Here is a 3,764-nt window from a genome sequence, read left to right as displayed (position 1 = left end):
ACTACCTTGAAAAACACCGCATTGATGACCTGATGATTCAACCTTAGTTGAACTGCAGTTTTATTACCTTTAGAAGAGGGAGTGGCAGAAAAGTTACTCCCGTTTTTTTGTAAATAACAAGATTGATAGTCTCATAACTAAGGTTGTGTGCGTTAGTCAACGTTAATTATTGCCTTCTGTTCAAGAAGGTGAATGGTAGCGGATTAAGTAAGATTGCCAAAGCCAACTGTATAGCCTCAACTTTGGCAAATTAAAATACTTTTGACTAAGCTGTTGTCAGTAGGCGCGAGCAACGTTTCCTATATTAGTAACAACAAACGTTTTGCTAATGAAAGGTATAAATGCGGACTCGCCTTTTGTGATGGTTAGCTCTTCTCCAGTATGATGCTTAAACGTCGCACTACCATCAATTACAAACCAAATTTCTCCTCGATTTGGTGTTATTTCAGCACTATCCGCATCAGAGAATATTGAAAATGAGAAGTCTTCTACTGGAACTGGAAATTGCTGCTCTGCACCAATAAGTTTGGGTTGTGTCAAAATTTTTTCTTTTTCCAACGGCATAAATGTACATGCAGAGATAAGTTCCGGAACATCTATGTATTTAGGTGTTAACCCTCCTCTTAATACGTTGTCTGAATTTGCCATGATTTCTAAGGCCGTGCCCTTTACATAAGCGTGAGGGGTGCCTGAGTGTAAAAACATTGCTTCTCCCGGTTGTAGTAAAACAACATTAAGCAATAGCGGTGAAAGTAAACCTATGTCATCTGGATAGACTTCATTAAGATCTAGGATAAATTCTGCAAGAGAGTGGTTGCTTGTGTGTGCCCACGACAACAATTGGTTTATTGCTGTTAGTTTCGTTACTTCATCGAGAGTCATAAGCTCTTGAAATAGTATTTGTAAACTTTTGCTGTCAGGTAACTGTGTGTATTGCTGGATCAACTCTTCTATTGCATCAACCTTCACTTCTTTCAGTAAAGTAGCAATCTCGTCAAACTCTCTAAACCCGTTCATCGCAAGATAAGGTGTTAGTGCATAAACTAACTCTGGTTTGTGGTTGGGATCTTTATAGTTTCGGTTATAGGCATCAATTGCGATTCCTAAATCGTTTTCTTTTTGATAACCGATTTCCGCTTCCATTTTTGTTGGGTGTACTTGAATTGAAAGGGCTTTCTCTGCTGCCAAAACCTTGAAAAGAAAGGGCAATTCACCAAATCTTTGAGATGTATTTGTACCTATCAAGGCTTCAGCGTTGTTGTTTATAGCTTCGTGTAAGGGCGTTGCTTTTCCTTTCCACGTAATCACTGAACTAGCTTTTGGGTGTGCGCCCATCCAAATTTCAGCCATTGGTTTGTTGTCTATATTGGCGATATCAAAAAGGTGGGGAATTGAGGTTTTGCTCCCCCACGGATAGTTTTGAATAATGTTTGTTAATGGGTAAAAAAAATTCATATCTGGCTCCTATTGGCACCTAAATCGTAACGTTACGATATTTGGTGGTTATTATAGGCTAATATAAACGTTATTTTATTTGTATATCTTTTTCGATCACAAGAAGGTTTGTACAGTTTTCTGTGATGATGTCTTGTTTTTTACGTTGTTTGTCTAACTGTATAGATGATATTGATTATAAGATATCTGCCTTTAAAAAAGAAAATCGAAACGTTGCTACCTTTCCGTAACGTTTTGTTTTTTGCGTGAATTTATTAACATTAGATTTTGGTAGGGATTCAGCTCAGTGTGCAGTCATGGCAAAAGAAGGTAATGAAGTGGTCGTGAACTTCTCTGTGCTTAGTCAAGATGAGCGGTTAGAAACGTTGATACCACACTATCTTAGAGTTGGTGAACTACATGGTATTGATGGTATTGCAATAATTTCATGTGGAGCTGTAAATCTAGAGAGCTCAGTTACTCATGGGCAAAAGGCTCCCAAAGAAACATATTCTTTGGTTACAAAATCTAGCAAAGAATAATTCACTCAGTCTTAAATAAGAGGATACTAGATAATGGAGATTGGTTTATCTCAATGGTCATTTCATCGTTCTATATTAGGTAGGAGCCGTGAAGATTATGACCGCTATTTGCAAGAGTTACATTCTGATAACCCAGACACAATTTTGAGAGGAGATATGGACTCCATCTCTTTTCTTAATACCGTCAATGGTTTAGGTGTCACTACAGTAGATTTAGTTAACATCCTATTTTTTTCGAGAGCTACCGATTTAGCATGGCTTAAAGAGTATCGTAATCGGGCTGAAGAACTTGGGATCAAGTTTGGGTGCTTGATGTGTGATGAACTTGGAAACTTAGGGGCTTCATTAGCTTCAGAGAGAAATGCTTCGTTAGAAAAACATTTGATTTGGTTACAGGTCGCCTCAGAGCTAGGTTGTTCGATGTTAAGGGTCAATGCGTACGGTGACGGAACTTACCTAAACCAGATGAAGCAATGCGCACAAACCATTTCGGCTCTTGCTGACTGTGCCATAAATTACGGTATTAAAATTGTTATAGAAAACCATGGTTTTTCCTCTAACAATGGCGCTTGGCTTGCTATGTTGATTGAAGAAGTAGGCAGAGAAAATGTCGGTGTTTATTTGGACTTCGATAACTTTTTTATGGGCGGGTGGCATCATGACCCGAAGAGGCATTATGACAGAACTCAAGGAGTTATAGATCTTGCTCCTTATACATTTGGGGTGAGTGCTAAATCTTATAACTTTGACGAAAACGGAAATGAATTAACAGTTGACTTCAAAAAATATATTGAAATTCTTAGAGAGCATGACTTTGATGGTGTCGTCTCTGCCGAATATGAAGGTGATGTTCTCAGTGAGTTTGAAGGCACAAAAAAAACTATCAATTTGATTGAAAGAACTATCAGTTGAATTGCCATCCAAACTCGAAATGATAAAGTAAATCAATTAGATAGAACAAAAGTGACTTCTTGAAGATAAAAACGGCTTTCCTTGGAAAGCCGTGATTAACCAGATATAAGAGCAGTACAGGCTTTGCCAGGGTACTCCAAAACCGATCTATCCAATGTTCAATTATCAACAATTGCCCAATTGCGTATCAATATCATCGCTTGTCAAAATGAAGGGGCAATTACTGATAATTTAATCTATTACCAATATGCATACATTGTGTGAATAATATTCATTTGTCACATGGTTTTATTTTACTCAAAATGCCGTGCGCCTAATTAATTTTTATTCGTGTATTACCTTTGGTCCTCCAACGATGACATCCTGAAAGTAGGGGGCTTCAAGAGAGAATGGATTTATGTTGTATTACGAAGAAGTTTACTTCAAAAGAAACCCGATGCATAGGAAGAGTTCTCAAACAACTTCATATGGGTTAAACAAGATAGTGATAGATTGAAGTGTAACAGTTTCTAATGACTATCGATTTACAAGGATTCACTAAATTTATATTAGCAAGAAGTTTCGAAAAAGGGAGGGGATTAAATTAACTACGTGAATAATGATCAGTGTATGGACTGCCTGTTAAAAAAGCACGACATTAAAAATGCAACTGACCGAGTTAATGGACTATATGTAGCGAACTATAATGGCTTCTATTTTGAAAGTGTATTTCAACCTATAGTATCTTTTTCAGGAAGATTATTGGGGTTTGAGGCTTTAGTCAGAATTAAAGATGTCACTACGGGAGAACGGATAAATCCTTATTGTTTTTTTAAATCTATAAAGTCTGAGATTGATATGATTAATTTTGGTACTGTCCCTATCTGGCAGGATAGT

Annotated in this window: 3 protein-coding genes and 1 pseudogene; 3 read left to right on the top strand and 1 reads right to left on the bottom strand. The window is 37.2% G+C overall.

Annotated features, from left to right (window positions below):
• Window positions 1-276: 276 nt before the first annotated feature.
• Window positions 277-1,455, bottom strand: coding sequence for a mannose-6-phosphate isomerase, class I (gene manA, locus AB4263_RS22610; protein WP_102370546.1), 1,179 nt, complete (start codon window positions 1,453-1,455; stop codon window positions 277-279).
• Window positions 1,456-1,751: 296 nt separating this feature from the next.
• Between manA and AB4263_RS22605 the strand changes: the two genes are divergently transcribed.
• The 3 genes and pseudogenes from AB4263_RS22605 to AB4263_RS22595 form a co-directional block, all read left to right on the top strand.
• The gene (locus tag AB4263_RS22605) at window positions 1,752-1,976 is read left to right on the top strand and encodes a hypothetical protein (RefSeq protein ID WP_372042967.1); all 225 of its coding nucleotides are present in this window, start codon (window positions 1,752-1,754) and stop codon (window positions 1,974-1,976) included.
• Window positions 1,977-2,009: 33 nt separating this feature from the next.
• On the top strand, window positions 2,010-2,888 hold the full coding sequence (locus AB4263_RS22600; RefSeq protein WP_102370544.1) for a sugar phosphate isomerase/epimerase: 879 nt from the start codon (window positions 2,010-2,012) through the stop codon (window positions 2,886-2,888).
• A gap of 609 nt (window positions 2,889-3,497) precedes the next feature.
• A pseudogene (locus tag AB4263_RS22595) lies at window positions 3,498-3,764 on the top strand (hypothetical protein); the annotation flags it as partial.

It is taken from the genome of Vibrio sp. 10N.261.55.C5 (assembly GCF_041470505.1).
GTDB lineage: Bacteria > Pseudomonadota > Gammaproteobacteria > Enterobacterales > Vibrionaceae > Vibrio > Vibrio crassostreae_C.
Note: the sequence above shows the minus strand (reverse complement) of the source record. Positions and strands in the feature narration are given on the sequence as shown.